Raw genomic sequence first — 20,447 nt, forward strand, 5'->3', positions numbered from 1 at the left:
TATGAGTAGCATCCGAGCAGAGCCGATTCCCGGCATCAGGGTGAGCGTTGACGCCCGGACGGAAGGCTACACGCCTGAATGGCTGGCGCTTTTGTCCTGGGACTTGCTCTTTGTCGACGGCGGGACTGACCGTTATCGCGTCCATGTGCAGGGCTGCTATCGGCAGTGGCTGGTTTTTCGCGCCTCGGTTCGGCATAGGGAAAGCAGCAAACGGCGTATTGAACATGAGTATGCCCTGTCCCCTCGGCTCGATTCAGCGTGGGCGCTGGTCCCGCAAGCTCTCTTGCATACCACCGAAGGTCCCTTGTTGGTGTGTGACGATCCCGGCGGGCAGGCTTTGCACGAGCTTGCTGACGGAAGACTTTCCATCGATCAATTCCTGCGCCTTGCGCTGAGTGCGGCTCGTGCACTTGGGCAGGTTCATGACAGTGGCTTGCTGCATCGGGATATCAAACCCAGCAACCTGATCCAGGCTGCGGATGGCGTTGTCCGTCTGACGGGGTTTGGTTCAAGTATCGAACTGCTTTGCGGTATCCCGGCAACGCCTGATGACTCCATCTGCGGGACGCTGGCGTATATGCCGCCCGAGCAGGCCGGCCGTACGGGCCAGCAAGCCGATCAGCGCAGCGATCTGTACGCTTTGGGCATGACGTTTTATGAGCTGTTGACGGGCAGGTTGCCATTCGAGGCAAGCGACGCTGTCGAGTGGGTGTATTGCCATGTCGCCCGCCAGCCGCCGTCACCTCGCCAGTTCCGGGATTCGATCCCCGTACCCTTGGCTCAATTGATCCTGCAACTGATCGCCAAGAATCCTGCGGATCGTTATCAGACCGCCTGCAGCCTTGAGGCGGATTTGCGTAAATGTCTGGCCCAGTGGAGTGAGTTCCAGCATATATCGGCATTCGAGCCGGCAGGTCGTGATCATCAGCATGTGGGCAGTGAGCCGCAAGTGTTGCTGACGCGACCGGTCGAGCATCAGGCGCTGCATGCCGCATTTGCTAGGGTGGCGGAGTCCGGGCAATGTGAGTTGGTGCTGCTGTCAGGCCAGCCGGGAGTCGGCAAGTCGACGCTGGTTCGTCAGTTGCAGCAGGATCTGGCGCTCAGTCGGGTGCTGTTTGCGTCTGGTAAATTCGACCAGACGGCGCATAACAGTCCCTACGCGTCACTGGCGCAAGCGCTGCGTTCGCTGATCATGCGTGTGCTGGGAGAAACGGCGGAGGAACTGCAACTGTGGCGCGACAGGCTGTCGCTGGCCGTAGCCGGGCATGGTCGCCTGATTGCCAATCTGGTGCCCGAGATCGAGTTTATCCTCGGCCCTCAGTCGGCAGGGCCTGATTTACCGGCCAATGAAACCAAGCATTTGTTCCACTATGTGCTGCAGCGCTTCCTGAGCAGCTTTGTCAGCGCCGAGCGGCCGCTGGTTCTGTTCTTCGATGACCTGCAATGGCTCGATGATGCAACCCTGTCATTCATTTCCTCCTTCAGTACCGGACAGTACCGCAACATTCTGCTGATACTCGCTTACCGTGACAGCCATGCAGGTGACTCGGCCATGTTTGGCGATTTCATCAGCCTGCTGCGTCGCTCGCCTGCGAGGCTCACCGAGATCCATGTGGCGGCACTGAGTCTGGATGCGGTTGCGCAATGGGTGGCTTTGACCTTGCGCACCGAAGCGGTTCCGATCATGCCGCTGGCAGTGCTGATCCACGAAAAAACCGATGGCAATCCGTTTTTTGTCGGTCAGCTATTGCGCACCTGGCTGGATGAAGGGCTGATCGCCTTTGACCCTGCGGATAGACGGTGGAGCTGGAATCAGGAGCGTATTCGCGGCCATCGACATGCCGAAAACGTGATTGATCTGATGGTGGTGAGGATTGCTCGTCTTCCATTACAGACCCAACGCGTTCTCGGTCATATGGCCTGTATCGGGGCGAGCGTCGATCTGCGAACGCTGGGTCAGATAAGCCTTGGTGCTGAGCCGTTCCTGCGCACTCATCTGGCTCCCGCCGTGGAGGCCGGCCTGGTGATCGAGGATCATCAGGGGTTTGCGTTTTATCATGACCGGGTTCAGGAGTCGGCGTACGAGTTGACGCCGCTGGCTGACAGGCCCGCCGAACATGCGCGAATTGCTCGACTGTTGATCGCTGATTTAAGCGGCCGTGGACGTCCGGATCAGATTTTCCGGATTGCCGGTCATTTGCAGCGAACAGGGCTTGGGCAGATTGATTACGCCGAGCGACAGCTGTTCTGCGGTTTATTGGTACAGGCCGCCCAGCAGGCCATGGAGTCGGCGGCGATTCAGTCGGCACTCGGTTACCTCATGACGGCCAGATCGCTGACCCTTGATCAGCCCTGGCAGCAACACCCCGAGCTCAGTCGTGAGCTGGATTTTGTTCATGCTCAATGCCTGATTCTCGATGGGCAGTTCGCACAGGCGGGTCATGTCACAGACGAGGTGCTTGCACATGTCCAATCGCATGTCTCTCGCGCTGCGGCCTATGGGCTGAAGGTTGAGTTGCAGGTGCTGGCCAGCAGTTATCAAGAGGCGGTCAGCACCGCAGGTGAGGGGCTGCGTATGTTCGGGATCCATATCCCGACGCAGATCGACGACCGGGAGGTCGAGCAGCGCTATCGTTTCCTGCTGGAAGTGCTGGGCCCCAGAACGATCGATTCCTTGGCTGAACTGCCTGAAATGCGTGACGCTTCCTATGAAGCGGCGATGGGGCTGATGGCGAGTATGGTCGCGTCGGCCTCGTTCATCGATGACGATCTGTTGTTTGTGCTGACCTGTGAAATGGTCCTGCTGTCGCTGGAGTACGGTGTCTGTCCGGCCGCGACCCATGGTCTGGGTTGGTTTGGCGTGGCGCTGGCGCACAAGTATGGCGAATACGAAGAGGGCGCGGCCTATGCCCGGTTGGCGCGCACGCTGGTGCAGCGTCACGGTTATGTCAGTTCAGAGAGTGCGACTCTGGTGGCTCTGGATCAGGTCTGTGTCTGGACGCAACCGCTGGAGCACGCACTGGAGTATGCGCGATCAGCCTTTGCCAGCAGTTATAACGCGGGCAATTTGACCATGAGTTGCTACGCCTCTTTGCACATCGTCATTAACTTGTTGGTGATGGGCGAGTATCTGGAACGCGTTGAGGAAGAAATCGACAAGGGACTGGATTTTGCCGGGCGTGTTCGTTTTCGGGACGTCGAAGCGGCGCTGTTGACCCTACGCGGTTTGATCCATGCGTTGCGTGGCAGCAACCTGCCGGATAGCGACCGTTCGATTGAAGGAGCCAGGCAGTTCCTGATCGGCAATCACGATGCCCGGGACAGTGCGATGACGCCTGTGGCGTTCTGGTGGTGGTTGTTTGAAGGCATCGCCAAGTACATGTATCGCGACTTTTCGGGCGCGGCGCAGTGTCTGGAGCATGCGGCGAGTCTCGCGTGGTCGACTCCGGCACATATTCATGTCTTCGATCTGCATTTCTTCAGCGCGCTGAATCTGGCCGCGACTTGTCGCAAGGGTGAGGGGGCGGCTGAGGTGCTGGGGCGCATGGCCCCGCACATGGAAAAGCTCGAGCGCTGGGCCGAACTCAATCCGTATAACTTCAAGGCTAAAGCGTTGCTGGTCCGCGCCGAGGCGGCGCGTCTGCAAGGCGATGGTCTGGCCGCCATGGGCTTGTATGAAGAGGCGGTCACGTCCGCAGCCAATGGCGGTTTCGTCCATGTTCAGGCGCTGGCCCATGAGCTGGCAGGCGAACACCACCATGTTTGCGGGCTGTTCACCTCTGCACGCAGTCACTACCGCAACGCCCGCGATTGTTATCAACGCTGGGGCGCGCAAGGCAAGGTGGCCGGGCTTGAGGCTCGAGGCGGTATTCTTCGGGCCCAGGCTTCCTTGTCGCGACCCTCGATCAGTATTTCCGTGGGCCAGGAGTCGCTGGATCTGGTGTCGGTTATGAAGGCGTCTCAGGCGCTGTCCCAGGAAATCGTCCTGGACCGGCTGATAGGCATTTTGCTGACCAATACGATCGTTCATGCGGGTGCCCAGCAGGCCCTGTTGCTGCTCGTCGATGATGATGTGCCGCAGGTTCGGGCGGTGGGTAAAGTGCATGAGTCCGGTATTACCACCGACCTGTCGGTGACGCCGCCTTCGGCCTGGCATCTGCCACTGTCGCTGCTCTACACGGTAATCCGCACCCGGCAATTGATTGTGCTGGATAACGCCATGCAGCCTCATGTCTATGCCGGTGACGAGTACTTCCGTGATCGCTTGATACGCTCGGTGCTGTGCCTGCCGCTGGTCAAGCAGGGTGAGGTGATTGGCGTTCTGTATCTGGAAAACAATCTGGCGCCTGGGGTCTTCACGTCAAGCCGTACGGCGGTGCTTGAACTGCTCGCCGGACAGGCAGCGATTTCGCTGGAAAACGCTCGCCTGTATGCCGAACTGACTGAAGAGAACGCGCGTCGCAAAGAGATCGAGGCGGCGTTGCGCACCAGCAAAGCAACCCTGGCATTGGGGCAACGCATCAGCCAGTCCGGCAGTTTTCGCTGGGATCCGGACACCGACGAGTCGCAATGGTCCGACGAGTTGTTTGCCGTCTGGGGACTGCCGGTAACGACGGTTGCGCCTTCATTGCCGGTGCTGGAAAAGATGATTCATCCAGAAGACCTGCAAGCCTTCTCATCAATGCTGTCCCATGCTCTGCGTCACTCAAGTGCCTTTGAACATACGTTTCGGATAATCAGACCGAATGGGCTGATTCGCCATATCGAATTACTTGGAGAGCCGGACGGCGATCAGTTTTTCGTCGGTGTCGTCAGTGATGTGACTGAGCGCAAAAACACCGAAACCGCATTGCGCACCGCCCGGGCCGAACTGGGAAGGGTGTCTCAGGCCAACATCATGGGTGAGCTGGCAGCCTCCATTGCGCATGAAATCAATCAGCCGCTGGCCTCGATTGTTTCCAACGCCAGCGCCAGTGTGCGCTGGTTAAACCGGGCAGTGCCCGTGGTGGACGAGGCGCTCGCGGGGCTGGATGACATCGTCAATGACGGTAAACGCGCAGCCGGGATCGTACGTGCGCTGCAATCGCTGGCCAGACAGGCACCGCTCAATCGTGAACGGTTGTACATCAATGAAGTCATCCAGCGAGTGGTTTTGCTGACTGCCAGCGAGATCGAACAGCGTCAGGTATTACTTCACAAGAAAGTCCACGAGCCACAGTTGAGCGTGGAGGGTGATGCAGTGCAGTTGCAGCAGGTGATCCTGAATTTGATCATGAATGCTGTGGATGCGATGAGTGACCTGCATGACAGACCGCGTCGATTGGCGATCACGTGCGATACGGTGGCCGATGAGTACGTGGTGGTGAGTGTTCAGGACAATGGCTACGGGATTGATCCTGAGCATATCGAGCGAGTGTTCGATGCGTTCTTCACGACCAAGGAAAAAGGCATGGGGATGGGGCTGGCAATTTGCAGGTCGATCATAGATGCGCATGGTGGAATGTTGCGGGCATTTTCCGGACGATCGAGCGGGGCGGTATTTGTGTTTACGTTGCCAGTGGTTGCTAGAGGGGAGCAGTGAGAATTTAGCGCCTGTATCGCGGGCAAGCACCGCTTCCACATGAGACTTCATTCCCGTGCAGGAGTCGAGCTTGCTCGCGATAGCGGCGGTGCGGTCATCAGATTCCTGGCTGATTCAACCCCGGGCGAACTCCAGCAGATCCTTGTTCAGCTCATCCTTGTGCGTGAAATACACCGCATGGGGTGCGCCCGGATAAACCTTGAGCTGCGCGCCGCTGACCAGTGCCGCAGCAGCCTTGCCCGTCACATCAAAATTCACTACGGCATCGCCGTCGCCATGGATGACCAGCGTCGGCACATCGAAGCGCGCCAGGTCTGAGCGGAAGTCTGTTTCCGAGAATGCCGCAATACAATCCAGCGTGCCTTTGATACCGGCCTGCAGTGCCATGGATTGAGTCCAGTCCAGCATCGGCTTGCCCACTGGCGAGCCTGGCTGATTACTGCCAGTGAAGATCGGACCAAATGCGTCAAGGAAGGCTGCCCGATCATTCAGTACACCTGCGCGAATGCCGTCGAAAATCGCCGGGTCCATACCTTCCGGGTGATCCTCGCGACGAATCATCAGCGGCGTTACTGCACTCACCAATACTGCTTTGGAGATATGTTTGCTGCCGTGACGACCGAGGTAGCGCGCAACTTCGCCACCGCCCATCGAGAAGCCCACCAGCATTACATCGGTCAGGTTCAACGAGGTGATCAGAGTTTGCAGATCGTCGGCGAAGGTGTCGTAGTCGTAACCTTTCCATGGCTGGCTGGACCTGCCAAAACCGCGACGGTCATGGGCGATGACCCGAAAGCCGTGGTCGGCAAGGAAGTTCATCTGGTATTCCCACATGTCAGCATTCAGAGGCCAGCCATGGCATAGAACGATGGGCTGACCGCTGCCCCAGTCCTTGTAGTAAATCTGGGTGCCGTCAGTCGTAGTAATCGTAGGCATGGTGTTCTCCACAGGGCTATACAAAGGTTTATAAGCTGAGCCTCCAGGTTAAGTGCCTTGGGCCCTCAAGTCCTTGGCGGTGCCTGAAGCGTTATTAAGCTGTCTGAGAAACGGCTGTTTTTTGCAAGAACCGTTAACCTGCGCTTCAGAACGTTTAATGTTTTGCAAAGGACTTTAAGGACCACTCTCACCAGACTCGATCCCTGCCATACACCTCTGAGCAGGAGAGTCTGTAATGAATGCGTTCAGCCCTTTGTCCGTACGTGATATCAATCAAGCCGGCGTTACTCAGGTGCCATCTTTCGATACGTTGTCGTGTGCCGTAGAAGAACTGATGAAGTCCCGGTCGCTTGATGGCGTCAGTGAAGCAAACCTGAAACTGCTCGAAAGCAGCGTTGCAACCCCCGGCATTGATCCTTTGGCCTATCAGTTGATCTGCTCGCTGTTGCCTGCGTTGCGCGACCGTCAGGCCGATCATGACGACTTCGTAGAGCGTGCGATGCTGGTGCTGTGCTCGCACCTGTCGACCCGCTTCGAAATGCCCAAGGCTGAGCCGAAGCCTTGCGAAAAAGTCGCCTTGTCGCCCTGGCAGGAACGCCGTGCCAAGGAAATGATGTCCAGCCATATGGATCGCGGGCTGTCTATAGCGCAGATCGCTACCGAGTGTTCCCTGTCGCGCAGCCATTTTTCTCGCGCATTCAAAAAGAACACCGGTTTTTCTCCGCGTGACTGGTTCCTGCAAGTCCGTCTGGACAAGGCCAAGGCGCTGTTGACCGAGTCCAGTGTTTCTATCTCGCGAATCAGCCTCGATTGTGGCTTTGCCGATCAATCGCATTTCACCCGCGTGTTTACTCGTGTCGTAGGCCAGACGCCGTTCAACTGGAGACGCTCCCGGTCCACCGAAGCTCGTCGTGCAGGCTGACTACTTGAGAAGGTCCAGCGGGTATTCGACGACCAGATACAACCGGTCGATATCGTCGCCAGCCTGCGCTGTATTGCCTCGATGAGAAACATGCGACACGTTTAGTGACAGGTCTTTGGCCGGGCCTGACTGCACAATGTATTTGAGGTCAATGTCGCGCTCCCAATGCCGACCACCCTTGCCCTGAATGGGCTGGTAGCGTCCTGTATCGCTGTCGAACGGGTTGTACGCTCCGTTTTGAGCCGCGTGAGTGCCATCGATCCGGTCACCGGTGACGTAGCGGGTCATGAACTTGAGTCCCGGTACTCCCAGCGCCATGAAATCCAGGTCGTATCGTGCTTGCCACGACTGCTCATGAGCACCGTTGAAGTCTGCGTACTTGATGGAGTTGGACAGGTAAATGGAGTCACCGCCGACAAAATCAAAAGGTGTATCGCCGTCGATTTTCTGCCAGGCGAGAGTAAGTGCCTGGCTGCCAAAACGGTATTTCGCGGACAGGCTGTAGGCAGTGTTATTGATCGAGCCCGCCTGGGCGCTGCCGTAGTCCAGGGTTCGATACAGATTGCTGTCCAGTAGCAGAGAACTGTCAGCCGAAAGCTGCTGGTTCAGGTGCAGATTGCCGTAGTACTGACGCCATGTGTCGGACAGCTGCGACGCATAAACAGAGCCTCCCAAGGGCGCGTCGCCAGAAAGTTCGATACCCGCCAGGCTGATGCTGGCGTTGCGTGTGCTTGCACCGTAGCCATCAAAATCGTCATGGCTGCTGGAGGCGTTCTGATTCTTGAATGCGGTGAAGTGCCCGGCGACCAGCCGAACGCCGTCGAGCTCCTGACTGTCGAGAAAAAATCCGCTGGCGTACTCCGGTTGCAGGCGTTTGTCGGCAGTGTCGAATACCGGTGTTTCTACTTCCATTTCACCGAACTTGAGAACGGTTTTCGAGTAGCGCAACTTGAGCGCAGCGCCTGCGCTGGAGTATTCATTGTCGGCGCGGCCCTGGCTGTCCAGCGGCAGCAGACCGGTACCTGCATGGCCGCGACCACCATCAAGTTTCAGGCCATAAAAAGCGTGAGCATCTATGCCGACGCCGACGTCTCCCTGAGTAAAGCCCGATTTCAGGTTTGCGATAAACCCCTGTGCCCATTCCTGGCGATAGCTTTGTCCGTTGTGGTCGGTGCGGTAGTCGTTGTGCAGGAAGAAATTGCGCGACAGCAGGTTCAGGGTAGTGTCTTCGAGAAAACCCTGCTCTTGTGCGTTGGCATTCATTGCTTGCGAGGCACCGACAAGTGCCAGAGCGGCAGCCAGCGTGAGACGGTTTTGCATAAGTCGGCCCTTCATCAGGAAAAACGTCAGGCTGACAGGTGAGGGCGGTGCGGGATTGATCAGGTGTGCGCAAACCATCGCCCATCATCGCGCGGCCTCGCGGCATTTCAGAACCTGTAGGAGCGCACGAGCACCGAGAGGCCACGATGGCGGCGTATCAGACAGTTCACAATCGCGGCCTCGCGGCATTTCGGCGAACCTGTAGGAGCGCACGAGCACCGCGAGGCCGCGATGGCGGTGTATCAGACAGTTCACAATCGCGGCCTCGCAGTGCTCGCGCACTCCTGGCGGATCAAGTGTTTGCTGCGCGAGGCAATCAACAGCACAAAAATACAAGGCAGCCCGTCAATAACAGTGCCTACTTGACCAGCAGACGCGCCTCGCGGCCTTTTCATTCCTTCAGTACCGGACCTACTCCATGAATCGCAATGACCTGCGCCGAGTCGATTTGAATTTGCTGGTGATCTTTGAGGCGCTGATGTTCGAGCGCAACCTGACTCGGGTCGCGGAAAAACTGTTCATGGGCCAGCCCGCAGTCAGTGCTGCATTGTCTCGGCTGCGCGATCTGTTCGATGATCCGCTGTTATTACGCAACGGTCGCGGCATGGAGCCCACGGCGCGGGCACTGGATATCCTCAAGGAAATCCAGCCCGCGCTGGATACTATTTCCGGCGCGGTGAGCCGGGCCAAGGATTTCGATCCGTCGACCAGTTGTGATGTGTTCCGGATCGGCCTGTCTGATGACGCCGAGTTCGGCTTGCTGCCACCGTTGCTGCACCAGTTGCGTGAAGAAGCACCGGGTATCATCGTGGTGGTTCGCCGCGCCAACTATCTATTGATGCCAGCGCTGCTGGCTTCGGGGGAAATTTCAGTTGGCGTCAGCTACACCACTGACCTGCCCGCCAATGCCAAGCGCAAGAAGCTGCGTGATATCGACTGCAAGGTGTTGCGCGGCGATTCCCGACCTGGCGCGTTGACGCTCGACGAATACTGCGAACGACCTCACGCGATGGTGTCATTCTCCGGCGATCTATCCGGCAACATTGACATGGATCTGGCCAAAGTCGGGCGCACCCGCAAAGTCGTGTTGGGTGTGCCGCAGTTCAACGGTTTGCGTGCCTTGCTCGCGGGCACCGAACTGATCGCCACCGTGCCTGATTATGCTGCCTGCGCGCTGGTAGAAGGATGCGCCTTGCGTGCTGATGATCCGCCATTCCCGATTGTCCCGGCTGAGTTGTCGATGGTCTGGAGCGGGGTGCACGACAACGATCCCGCCGAGCGCTGGCTGCGCTCACGCATCAGCCAGCATATGTCCAAGACACCTGATGTGACTTGAGGCGTTTCGTAGACCGCGCTGACTGCCGACCACTAGTGGGAGCTGAGCTTGCTCGCGATGAACGATGATGCCGTCTGCCTGAAACACTGCGGTGCCTGCATCGTCGGGATGCCGCGAAAACCAAGCGCTGCTCCCGTATGAGCGGCGCAAGTGGTGGGGTAGGCGATTACCGCCGCACCACCATCCAGCCGCGCTTTTGCGCACGACTGGACCAATAAAGCACAAGCATTCAATTATCATTTAGCTCTAACGTCGCACTATCAATTCCAGAGTTGGCCAGTACATGCAGACCCGCTGTCTTGGCCATTCCCAAATCTGGTTGGTGTGCGATGAATCCTTCGACAGTAGAAAATTTATCCCTTGAAAATCGGGCCCGCGACTTCGGTCTTCTGTTCCTCAGGCTGAGTGCCGCCGCTTTTCTACTGGCCGTTCATGGCCTGCCCAAACTGCTCGATTTCAACCATCAACTGACGCTTATCGAAGACCCGTTCCATATGGGGGCGCAGTTGACGCTGATTCTCGCGATCTTTGCCGAAGTCCTCTGCCCGCTGTTGATTGCGGCCGGGATCTTCGTGCGTCTTTCCTGCCTGCCGATTCTGTTCCTGCTGTTGGTGGCCCTGATTGTGGTTCACCCGGAATGGACACTGGAGCAGGGCCAGTTTGGCTGGCTGTTACTGATTATTTTTACCACCGTGTTCATCGCCGGGCCGGGACGGCTCGCGCTCAACGCACGTTTCAACGGAGCGGTACGTTATGTCTGATGCAAATTCTCTGGCCGATGAAGCGGTCGTGGTCAGCCAGCCGGCATTCAACGAGGTTGTGACGCTGGTGATCAAGCACCGCATCCGCGCCGGCCGGGAAGAGGATTACGAAGCCTGGCTGCGCCGTATTGTCAGCATCGCTGCCGGTTATCCAGGACATCTGGGCGTAGACGTGATCCGCAGCAAGTCCGGCGGCCTGCATTTGTTCACCTGCGTACTCCGCTTTCACTCCACCGATGCCATGCAGCGCTGGCTGGATTCTGAAGAGCGCCGCCAGTTGGTTGAGCAGGCGGCTCCGATGCTGGCCGACGGCGACCAGACCGAAGTCAATCCACATAACGAATTCTGGTTCACGCCCGGTTCGGAGGCGTCCGCGCCGCAGCCACCACGCTGGAAGCAGGCATGTGTGACGTTCCTGGTGATCTGTCCGCTGACCCTGCTGATCCCGCTGATCTGGGGGCCGGTTTTCGCCCTGAGCCCGTTGCTTGCCAACTACGTTGTAAGCACCGCACTGGTCACCGTGACCATCGTTCTGTTGGTCTGCTATTTGATGATGCCCGCCGCAACCCGTTTGTTCGCACCGTGGCTGAACGCCGCGCAAAAACAACCTCCTGTGGAGTGATGCCATGAGCAACGACAAAGACCCCGATCAGGAACGCCGCCGCTTTCTGGCCAAAGGCACGTTGCTCAGTGCCGCTGCGGCAATCCTTCCGTCTTTTCCCTTCGCTGGCTATGCCGGTGCCTCTCAAAAATCTGTCGAAGGAACTGCAATGAACGTCGAACTGATTCTCTACAACGGTCAACTGCATACTGTCGATCGTGAAAAACCCAAGGCTAGCGCTGTCGCCATCAGCGGTGGTCGTTTCGTGGCTGTCGGTACTGACGCTGAAGTCATGGCGCTGCGTGGCAGTGCAACCCAGGTCATCGACTTGCAAAAACGCACGGTGATCCCGGGCCTTAATGACTCCCACCTGCACTTGATTCGTGGCGGTCTGAACTACAACCTTGAGCTGCGTTGGGAGGGTGTACCTTCGTTGGCCGACGCGCTGCGCATGCTCAAGGATCAGGCTGACCGCACGCCGACTCCGCAATGGGTGCGTGTGGTAGGTGGCTGGAACGAATTCCAGTTCGCTGAAAAACGCATGCCGACGCTGGAAGAACTCAACCAGGCCGCACCGGATACCCCGGTATTCGTTCTGCACTTGTACGACCGTGCCTTGCTCAACCGTGCCGCGCTGCGCGTCGCCGGGTACACCCGCAACACGCCGAACCCGCCGGGTGGCGAGATTGTTCGTGACTCCAATGGCGATCCGACCGGCATGCTGGTGGCCAAGCCTAACGCGATGATTCTTTACTCGACGCTGGCCAAAGGGCCGAAGTTGCCACTGGAGTATCAGGTCAACTCGACGCGTCAGTTCATGCGTGAGTTGAACCGTCTGGGTGTAACCAGCGCCATTGATGCCGGCGGTGGTTTCCAGAATTACCCGGATGACTACGCAGTAATCGAACAGTTGGCTCGCGAGAAGCACCTTACCGTGCGCATCGCTTACAACCTGTTTACTCAGAAGCCGAAAGAAGAACTGGCGGACTTCAAGAACTGGACCAGCTCGGTCAAGTTGCATCAGGGCGACGATTTCCTGCGCCATAACGGTGCCGGGGAAATGCTGGCCTTCTCGGCAGCGGACTTCGAAGACTTCCTCGAGCCACGCCCGGATTTGCCGCCGGGTATGGAGCAGGATCTGGAGCCTGTGGTGCGCCATCTGGTCGAAAATCGCTGGCCGTTCCGCTTGCACGCGACTTACGACGAGTCCATCTCGCGGATGCTCGACGTGTTCGAGAAGGTTAACCGTGATATTCCGTTCAACAACCTGCCGTGGTTCTTCGACCACTGCGAAACCATCTCACCAAAAAATATCGAGCGGGTTCGTGCCTTGAATGGCGGTATCGCGATTCAGGACCGGATGGCGTTCCAGGGCGAATACTTCGTCGAGCGCTACGGCGCCAAGGCTGCCGAATACACGCCGCCGATCAAACGCATGCTGGCCGAAGGTGTGCCGGTGGGTGCCGGTACCGATGCGACCCGGGTTTCCAGCTATAACCCGTGGACCTCGTTGTACTGGATGGTCAGCGGTCGCACGGTCGGTGGTCTGGAGCTGTATCCGGAAGGCCTGTCCCGCGAAACCGCACTCGAACTGTTCACCCACGGCAGCGCCTGGTTCTCATCCGAGCAGGGCAAGAAGGGCATGATCAAAGTCGGTCAACTGGCTGATCTGGTAGCCCTGTCGGCGGACTACTTCAGTGTTGATGAAGAGTCGATCAAGTGGATCGAGTCGGTGATGACTGTTGTGGACGGCAAGGTGGTGTACGGCAGCGGCGATTTCGAGAAGCTCGCACCGCCGCAGGTTCCTGTTCTGCCGGACTGGTCGCCAGTGGTCAAGGTGCCGGGCCACTGGCGTCCTGACTCGCCTTTGGTTGCTCAGGTTCACCAGTGCAGCGGCCCTTGTGTCGTGCACTCCCACAGCCACGAGCGCGCTCGTATGTCCAGCGTACCGGTCAGCGACTTCCAGGGTTTCTGGGGCGCGTTTGGCTGTTCATGTTTCGCATTCTGATCATCTGCCACTACGGCGATGACGTTACTCTGAAAACCTGAAGGAGTTACCCCATGAGTACTGCTACCCCCTGGAAGCGTTTGAACAAAGACGACGCCGTTGTGCTGCTGGTTGACCACCAGACAGGTCTGATCTCGCTGGTACAGGATTTTCAGCCTAACGAGTTCAAGAACAACGTGCTGGCGCTGGCTGATCTGGCCAAGTTCTTCAAACTGCCGACTATCCTGACCACCAGCTTTGAAAACGGTCCTAACGGCCCGATGGTGCCTGAGCTCAAAGAGCTGTTCCCGGACGCGCCGTATATCCCGCGTCCAGGCCAGATCAACGCCTGGGATAACGAAGACTTCGTCAAGGCGGTGAAGGCGACTGGCCGCAAGCAGCTGATCATTGCCGGTGTGGTGACTGACGTCTGCGTGGCGTTCCCTACGCTGTCTGCATTGGCTGAAGGTTTTGAAGTGTTCGTCGTGACCGACGCGTCGGGCACCTTCAACGAAACCGTGCAACAGGCTGCATGGTCGCGCATGACTGCTGCCGGTGCGCAACTGGTGAACTGGTTCTCCGTAGCGTGCGAGCTGCAAGTTGACTGGCGTAACGATATGGAAGGCCTGGCGAACCTGCTGTCGCCACGCATTCCTAACTATCGCAACCTGATGAACAGCTACTCGGCGCTGACTGCCAAGTAAGTTTGCCGCACAAAAAAAACGGCGCCCAGCCTTTGGTGGGGCGCCGTTTTTTGCTTATACCGGTTCCACACGACATCGCATCAAGCTTTTGAGATCACACTTTTATGTAAGGTCAGAAGCTATGCCATGATGCCCCCGCTTATCTACTGACAAGGAATAGCCTCATGAAGCTGGTTCGCTACGGTTTGCCCGGTGCTGAAAAACCGGGTGTCATTGATTCCACCGGTGGCATTCGTGATTTGTCTGCCTATGTCGATGATATCGACGGCACGGCGCTTTCAGCCGAAAGCCTGTCGCGCCTGAGCGCCATCGACAGTTCCTCGTTACCGTTGGTTGACGCAACTGTGCGTATCGGGCCGCCGATCAGCAGAGGCGGGCGTGTCATCTGCATCGGGCTGAACTACACCGACCACGCTGCTGAAACCAATTTGCCAATCCCTGCCGAGCCGGTGATGTTTCTCAAGGCGTGTCACCCCACGGGCCCCAACGACGATATCCGCTTGCCAATCGGCTCGCAGAAGGCTGACTGGGAGGTGGAGTTGGGCGTCGTGATCGGCACCAAAGGCTTGTACATCGACAAGGCAGATGCCTTGAAGCATGTCGCCGGTTACTGCGTAGTGAATGACTTTTCCGAGCGCAGCTACCAGATGGAACGCGGCGGGCAATGGACCAAAGGCAAGAGCTTCCCCGGTTTTGCCCCTGTAGGACCGTGGCTGGTAACCGCCGATGAAGTCGCTGACTCAGGCAAGCTGGCGTTGTGGCTGGAGGTCAACGGGACACGCCATCAGGACGGCAACACCGCCAATCAGGTCTTTGATGTGGCAACTGTCGTGAGCTACGTGTCGCAGTTTATCGAGCTGGAATCCGGCGACCTGATCTGCACCGGCACACCTGCTGGCGTGGGGTTGGGTCACAAGCCTGAGCCGTTGTTCCTTAAGCCGGGTGATGTGGTGACCTTGGGAGTTGAAGGGCTTGGGCAGCAGCGGCAGGTGATCAAGGCGTTTTAACGTTTTGTAGGGTAGTTAATCAACTGCCTGAATTAAAATACGGTCTCCTGTGGGGGCGAGGCTTGCCCGCGATAATTTGCGAACCCTATCGCGGGCAAGCCTCGCTCCCACAGTTAGAATGCATTCCAATCCGGGAAGTTTGGTGTCGATAAAAGTCGATTACTTTCCGGAAATCAACGCAGCAACAAAGTCAGCCAGCAACGCCACAGCAATCGCCGACGCCGCTATCACAAACAGCATCACGTGATGGCCGCCGTTGGCGTTGAAGATCGCCGAATAGCCATAACCGCCCAACGCCTGGAAGGTCGCGAACGAAACGGTGGCACGGCTCCAGGCCACTTGCTGCATGTCATGGCGGGGCACCAGTTCGTGGATCCTGCTCAGCGCCAGCGGCACGATGCCGGGTGGGAACGAGCCAATGATGATCGCCAGCACCGCTAACAACGCAAAGTTACTGGTGGAGCACAACAGCGCGACGGTCACCGCTTGTACGGCAAGCACAACCCGGATCGACGTGCGGGCTCCCAGACGGTCAGCCAGAAAACCGTAGGCGACCGGGCCGAGAATCGCGCCGACGCCGTACATGACCCAGATCACGGCACCGGCATGGGCGCTGAGGCCAAGTCCGCGTGTCACGTAATCCACCAGGAATACCATGGCCGGCACCAGGCCGACCGCCATCAGCGCGTACTGACCAAACAACAGGTAAATACCTGAACCCATACGGGTGTGCTGCGTTTCATGAGGTGCTTGGCTGGGGGCAGAAACTGCGGCGGCAGCGCTTGCCGATGGCCAGCCGAACCAGCTCACTGCAGTCAGCATCAGGGATGCCAGGCCCAGGCCAATCCAGGCATCTCGCAGGCCTAGCGACAGCAGGAACGGCACCAGCGTCCCGGATCCGGCAATGCCCAGACCCACGCCGATGAAGATTGCGCCGCTGGCCAACCCTCTACGAGCAACCGGTACGTGAGGAATTACAGTAGCGGCCACCACAACCATGATCGCGCCGCCAGCGATACCTGACAGCAGACGCCAACTGAAGAACCACGTAATGGACAGCGGGTAGGCACACGCAAAGAAAGACGCGGTGGCAATCAACATCATCAATCGCAGCGAATGCCCATTGGACAGTCGGGCGGCAATGGGGCGGCCGGTGAGGGCACCAATCAGATAGCCGATCAGGTTCGCGGCACTCAGATAAATGACATCCGAAGCCGAAAACCAGTGGGCCTCAATCAAGGATGGTATCAACGGCGTATAGGCAAATCGCGCCAGGCCGATGCTGACCAGGCTGGCACTAAGGCCCGCCAGAATATGCAGCCAGACGTTGCTGCGCGGGGTTACACGAGGATCAGTTGAGATGTGCATGGTGGAATGTCCTTCCCCATAGAATCATGGAAATCAGAGTGAGCACTGCAAAGTGCTTGGCTGAGTCCATAGTAACGGCGATGATTGATGCAAACTTGCAGTTAATTCTCTTTAGTCAGATGCATAAATGCATCACTCGGGTGACCTTTGAACTGGGACGACACGCGAATTTTTCTGGCGGTCTGCAGAAAATCCACATTGCGCGGCGCCGCGCGCTTGTTGAATGTGGATCAGGCCACGGTCGGCCGCCGGATTGCGGCGCTTGAGAAGGCACTGGGCACTACGGTGTTTCTGCGCACATCCGAAGGCTATGTGCTGACCGCTGCAGGGGAAGCGGCGTACAAGTCAGCGGAAAAAATGGAGCGCTCGGCGCTCGAGCTGCAGCGACAGATTCAGGGGCTGGATGATCGACTCAAAGGCGAGGTGCGTATCACCTCGACCGATTCGCTGGCCGTCGACTTTCTGATTCCAGCGATCGCCAGGGTGCACCAACAGCATCCGGATGTGAAAGTCCGTCTTGATGCGTCAATTCAGATGCTCAGCCTTTCCCGGCGTGAAGCCGATATTGCGGTCAGGAACGTCAAGCCGGAAAACCCTGATTTGATTGCTCGCTGCATTGCCCGTTGGCCGGTGGGGTTGTTTGCTTCGCCGGCGTACGCGCAGCAACACGACGAGCCGCAGCCTGGTTCGGCTTTTGCCGGCCATGACCTGATTATGTTTCAGCCCTATCTGGAAAGTGGGCGCGAACCGACTATTGTTTCCGAACCGGTCACTCACGGGCGCCTGGCAGCGACGGTTAACTCCGGCTTGATGATGAGGCGTTCAATTGCTGCCGGAATTGGCATCGGCGAAATTCCGGTTTGCCTGGGCGAGCGTGACGGGTTGACCCGGCTGTGGCCTGACCGACAGCGGCAGGAAACCTACGACGTATGGTTAGTGACTCACGAGGACTTGCGGCACACCGCGCGCGTGAGAGCGGTGATCGATGAGATCGTTAGTGTGTTCGATGAAATCGGGTAGCGCGATGCTGACATCCGAATGGGTGTGCAGTCCGTCTAAAAGCCCCTTTTTCAGTGGTTTTGGCGGGTAAATATAGCGTCTATATCACTTGACTAAAATCTATTAGCAATGTGCCATTAGAGGCTGCTTGCATTTCGATGCAGATTGTTGAGAATCGCAGCATCACGAGCCTCGTAAGCCCTCATTTCTACTTTTATTGCATGCCTGAGCGATCAGGTTTGTCGGGATTTCTCAGGAGTTAAAACAAGATGGCAGCAGTGCAGCAGCAGACCGTTGACGCGATCAAGACGTCCCAGACCGAGCTGACAGCCGCATGGCTTGCAGCGCTGGAGGCCAACGGTGCCACTCGTAACCTCAAGGACGATGAACTGAAACAACAGATGGTCGAGTTTCTGAGTCTGGTGGCTTCGGTTGCAGAGAAGGGGCGCCATCAATCCCTGGCGGGCAGTGATTGGGACGAGATTCGCCAATTCCTCGAAAAGCTTTCGCAAAGCCGCGCTTCGGTGGGCCAGGACTCGCAACAGACTGCCAGCTTCGTTTTTGCGCTCAAGGGCCCGTTGTTTGCCTTGCTGCAACGCAAGTATCAGGCTGATCCAGAGCTCTACGCCGGGCAACTACTGGAACTGTCCGAGTTACTTGATGCTTTGGCGATGCACACCATCCGTACGTTCCAGAAGTCGCGTGAAAGCGTGATCAAGCGTCAGCAGGAAGAACTGCTGGAACTGTCGACCCCGGTCGTCAAGCTGTGGGATGGCGTACTTGCTCTGCCGATGATCGGCACCCTTGACTCCCAGCGTACCCAAGTGGTGATGGAGTCCCTGTTGCAGCGCATCGTCGACACCGGTTCGGAAATCGCCATCATCGACATTACCGGGGTGCCAACCGTAGACACTCTGGTGGCCCAGCACTTGCTGAAAACCGTGACCGCGATCCGTTTGATGGGCGCAGACTGCATCATCAGTGGCGTGCGTCCGCAAATCGCTCAGACCATCGTTCACTTGGGTCTGGACCTGCAGGGCGTCGTCACCAAAGCCAACCTGGCCGATGCGTTGGCGCTGTCACTCAAGCGTCTGGGGCTGACCGTCACCAAGGCGGTATAAGTTCATGGAACGTATTCCTATTCTGCAGATGGGCGCTTATCTGCTCGTCACGATCCAGGTCGATATGCACGATCAGCTCGCCCTGACGCTGCAGGATGATCTTTCCGAGCGCATCAGCAAAACCTCGGCACGGGGTGTTCTGATCGATATCTCTGCGCTGGACATCGTCGACTCTTTTGTCGGGCGCATGATCGGCACCATTTCCGGCTTGTCGCGGATCATGGATGCCGAGACCGTGCTGGTGGGCATGCAGCCTGCCGTTGCGATCACGCTGGTTGAGCTGGGCATGACCCTGCCGGGCGTGAGCACAGCGCTGAACGTCGAGCGCGGCATGAAACTGCTTCAAGAGCGAGTGCTTGCGCAATGACCGTACGCAGCAGCGGCACGCAACCCGTGCTGATCGAACAGGACGTCGTACTTGCGCGACAGACCGCGCGCAAGCTGGCTCAGGAGTGCGGCATGCGTCTGATTGATCTGACCAAAATGGTAACCGCTGTAAGCGAGCTGGCGCGTAACACCATGGTCTATGGCGGCGGCGGGGACATGGACTGGCAGATCCTCGAAGAGGGCATGCGCACCGGTTTGCGGATCACCTTTCGCGACGAAGGCCCAGGCATTCCTGACCTGAAACTGGCGATGACCGATGGCTGGACCTCCGGTAACGGCATGGGCCTTGGTCTGACCGGCGCCAAGCGCCTGGTGGAAGAGTTCGAACTGGACACCGCTCCCGGTGCCGGAACCCGCATAACGATCACCCGATGGACGTGAACCTGCGCAGTACCCTGACGCAGGTTTTGTTGATTGAGGACAGCAGCCAGGTAGGCCACGCAAGACGCACCGCTCAGCAGTTGGCGGAGAGCCTCGCGTTTGGTGAGGTGGATGCCGGACGTGTTGCGTTGGTCGCCACCGAGTTGGCCAGCAATATTCTCAAACACGCGGTGCGTGGCGAGTTGCACCTGCGCGTTTTCAATTCGACCGCGTTGTCCGGCGTCGAGATCATCGCGGTGGATCGTGGCAAAGGCTTCGATATGCATGATTGCATGCGCGATGGCTTTTCTACGGGAGGCACCCAAGGTATTGGCCTGGGGGCAATCGAACGTCAGGCTGATGTCTTTGATGCGCACACGGATGCCCGTGGTGCTGTAGTCCTGACCCGTTTTTACTCACGTAAAGGCAAGACCCGCGACCTGCGCGTGGGTATCAGTCAGCACTCTCTGCACGATGATCCTGCTTGCGGTGATGTCTGGTCGCTGGCAATTGAAGGTCGACGAATCAGTGCGCTGATCATCGACGGCCTTGGTCACGGCGAGGACGCTGAAGTCGCCGCACGTGCTGGCGAAGCGGTGTTCCAGCAGCGGCCCTTTGATTCGGCCGAGCACCTGTTTGACGACATGCACCATTCAATGAAGGGCACCCGTGGCGGTGCGGCGGCGTTGGTTAACTTCGATGCCGAAAGCGATGCGCTACGCTTTGTCGGGATCGGCAATATCGGGGCCACTCTGATTGGTGAAGATAAAGTCAGAGGGCTCGTATCGCACCCGGGTATCGTCGGTCTGCAGTTCAGAAAGGCTCAGGCATTCGAGCATGCTCAAGTAGCGGGCCAGTTGCTGGTGATGTACAGCGATGGCCTGCAATCTCGTTGGAACCTGCGTGATTATCCGGGTCTGATCTATCGTCATCCGGCAGTTATCGCTGCTGTACTGCACCGCGATTATTGCCGCGGTCGCGATGACGTCACTGTGTTGGTCATTACCCTGGAGGCGTTCAGTGCCTGAACCGATTGTTGCCGATCAGTCCGTTGAGC

General features: G+C 57.9%; 16 protein-coding genes. 13 read left to right on the top strand and 3 right to left on the bottom strand.

From position 1 onward, the window contains the following. Nucleotide 1: 1 nt before the first annotated feature. Complete coding sequence (locus AUC60_RS13870; RefSeq protein ID WP_087268166.1) at nucleotides 2–5,581, top strand: trifunctional serine/threonine-protein kinase/ATP-binding protein/sensor histidine kinase; 5,580 nt, start codon at nucleotides 2–4, stop codon at nucleotides 5,579–5,581. 114 nt (nucleotides 5,582–5,695) lie between these two features. Here the strand turns inward: AUC60_RS13870 and AUC60_RS13875 are convergent, their stop codons facing one another. Beyond that, nucleotides 5,696–6,517 (bottom strand): alpha/beta fold hydrolase, encoded by an 822-nt coding sequence (locus AUC60_RS13875; RefSeq protein ID WP_087268169.1) that lies wholly within the window; start codon nucleotides 6,515–6,517, stop codon nucleotides 5,696–5,698. Nucleotides 6,518–6,752: 235 nt separating this feature from the next. Here AUC60_RS13875 and AUC60_RS28140 point away from each other — a divergent pair, with 235 nt between their 5' ends. Beyond that, on the top strand, nucleotides 6,753–7,439 hold the full coding sequence (locus AUC60_RS28140) for a helix-turn-helix domain-containing protein (RefSeq protein ID WP_238599579.1): 687 nt from the start codon (nucleotides 6,753–6,755) through the stop codon (nucleotides 7,437–7,439). On the opposite strand, the gene AUC60_RS13885 is transcribed toward AUC60_RS28140, so the two are convergent. Beyond that, complete coding sequence (locus AUC60_RS13885) at nucleotides 7,440–8,759, bottom strand: OprD family porin (RefSeq protein ID WP_087268348.1); 1,320 nt, start codon at nucleotides 8,757–8,759, stop codon at nucleotides 7,440–7,442. 418 nt (nucleotides 8,760–9,177) lie between these two features. Here AUC60_RS13885 and AUC60_RS13890 point away from each other — a divergent pair, with 418 nt between their 5' ends. The 6 genes from AUC60_RS13890 (at nucleotide 9,178) to AUC60_RS13915 (ending at nucleotide 15,155) form a co-directional block, all read left to right on the top strand. Continuing rightward, on the top strand, nucleotides 9,178–10,095 hold the full coding sequence (locus AUC60_RS13890) for a LysR substrate-binding domain-containing protein (RefSeq protein WP_087268171.1): 918 nt from the start codon (nucleotides 9,178–9,180) through the stop codon (nucleotides 10,093–10,095). 329 nt (nucleotides 10,096–10,424) lie between these two features. Further along, entirely contained in the window at nucleotides 10,425–10,856 is a 432-nt protein-coding gene (locus AUC60_RS13895) for a DoxX family protein (protein ID WP_087268174.1), read from the top strand. Beyond that, nucleotides 10,849–11,478 carry an antibiotic biosynthesis monooxygenase gene (locus AUC60_RS13900; RefSeq protein ID WP_087268177.1) on the top strand — a complete coding sequence of 210 codons (630 nt, stop codon included), beginning with the start codon at nucleotides 10,849–10,851 and terminating at the stop codon, nucleotides 11,476–11,478. Before AUC60_RS13895 ends, AUC60_RS13900 begins: the two co-directional genes overlap by 8 nt. 148 nt (nucleotides 11,479–11,626) lie before the next feature. Beyond that, a complete protein-coding gene (locus AUC60_RS13905; RefSeq protein WP_087268351.1) occupies nucleotides 11,627–13,465 on the top strand; it encodes an amidohydrolase in 1,839 nt (612 codons plus the stop codon). Between the two features lie 53 nt (nucleotides 13,466–13,518). Continuing rightward, a complete protein-coding gene (gene ycaC, locus AUC60_RS13910) occupies nucleotides 13,519–14,148 on the top strand; it encodes an isochorismate family cysteine hydrolase YcaC (protein ID WP_087268181.1) in 630 nt (209 codons plus the stop codon). A 164-nt stretch (nucleotides 14,149–14,312) separates the two neighbouring features. Continuing rightward, complete coding sequence (locus AUC60_RS13915; RefSeq protein ID WP_087268185.1) at nucleotides 14,313–15,155, top strand: fumarylacetoacetate hydrolase family protein; 843 nt, start codon at nucleotides 14,313–14,315, stop codon at nucleotides 15,153–15,155. 159 nt (nucleotides 15,156–15,314) lie between these two features. Here the strand turns inward: AUC60_RS13915 and AUC60_RS13920 are convergent, their stop codons facing one another. Beyond that, complete coding sequence (locus AUC60_RS13920; protein ID WP_087268187.1) at nucleotides 15,315–16,523, bottom strand: YbfB/YjiJ family MFS transporter; 1,209 nt, start codon at nucleotides 16,521–16,523, stop codon at nucleotides 15,315–15,317. Nucleotides 16,524–16,670: 147 nt separating this feature from the next. Between AUC60_RS13920 and AUC60_RS13925 the strand changes: the two genes are divergently transcribed. From AUC60_RS13925 to AUC60_RS13945, 5 genes are all read left to right on the top strand, one after another. Beyond that, a complete protein-coding gene (locus AUC60_RS13925) occupies nucleotides 16,671–17,543 on the top strand; it encodes a LysR family transcriptional regulator (RefSeq protein WP_087268190.1) in 873 nt (290 codons plus the stop codon). Nucleotides 17,544–17,791: 248 nt separating this feature from the next. Next, nucleotides 17,792–18,643 carry an STAS domain-containing protein gene (locus AUC60_RS13930; protein ID WP_087268193.1) on the top strand — a complete coding sequence of 284 codons (852 nt, stop codon included), beginning with the start codon at nucleotides 17,792–17,794 and terminating at the stop codon, nucleotides 18,641–18,643. Between the two features lie 4 nt (nucleotides 18,644–18,647). Next, a complete protein-coding gene (locus AUC60_RS13935) occupies nucleotides 18,648–19,010 on the top strand; it encodes an STAS domain-containing protein (protein ID WP_032625918.1) in 363 nt (120 codons plus the stop codon). After that, nucleotides 19,007–19,411, top strand: a complete 405-nt coding sequence (locus AUC60_RS13940; RefSeq protein ID WP_087268196.1) for an anti-sigma regulatory factor — start codon at nucleotides 19,007–19,009, stop codon at nucleotides 19,409–19,411. Before AUC60_RS13935 ends, AUC60_RS13940 begins: the two co-directional genes overlap by 4 nt. Beyond that, the gene (locus AUC60_RS13945; protein ID WP_193441863.1) at nucleotides 19,402–20,418 is read left to right on the top strand and encodes an ATP-binding SpoIIE family protein phosphatase; all 1,017 of its coding nucleotides are present in this window, start codon (nucleotides 19,402–19,404) and stop codon (nucleotides 20,416–20,418) included. The genes AUC60_RS13940 and AUC60_RS13945 overlap by 10 nt, the downstream gene beginning before the upstream one ends. The last annotated feature ends 29 nt before the right edge of the window (nucleotides 20,419–20,447 follow it).

This window comes from Pseudomonas caspiana (genome assembly GCF_002158995.1).
In the GTDB taxonomy this organism is placed as follows: domain Bacteria; phylum Pseudomonadota; class Gammaproteobacteria; order Pseudomonadales; family Pseudomonadaceae; genus Aquipseudomonas; species Aquipseudomonas caspiana.